The organism is Enterococcus camelliae (genome assembly GCF_042685105.1).
In the GTDB taxonomy this organism is placed as follows: domain Bacteria; phylum Bacillota; class Bacilli; order Lactobacillales; family Enterococcaceae; genus Enterococcus_G; species Enterococcus_G camelliae.
This window is the reverse complement of sequence record NZ_JBHUMO010000056.1, coordinates 144314-144586: the sequence shown is the minus strand read 5'-3', so window position 1 is coordinate 144586 and position 273 is coordinate 144314. Positions and strand designations below refer to the sequence as shown.

General features: G+C 31.1%; 1 pseudogene. It reads right to left on the bottom strand.

What is annotated here, in order from left to right:
- A pseudogene (locus ACFSR0_RS09690) lies at positions 1-94 on the bottom strand (IS200/IS605 family transposase); the annotation flags it as partial.
- Between the last annotated feature and the right edge of the window lie 179 nt (positions 95-273).

Here is a 273-nt window from a genome sequence, read left to right as displayed (position 1 = left end):
TGACAAATATTTTCCGACGATATCTAGGACAAAAAACAAAATGGTAATTGAGTAACGATACAGTTGTTTTTGAATGTCTGTATTCGTTATCCATGAGTTAATTATACATCAATTAGTGTACTTAATAAACAATTTTATACACAAATACTAAAGTTTTTTTGACTTTATCGTGAAGAGTTTGTTCACATAAGCTCGCTAGTTCTTATGCAGTTCTCTGATGAACTTCTTGCACTTTCATGCAAGCACAGACTATATCTTATCCGTTGGCATTAT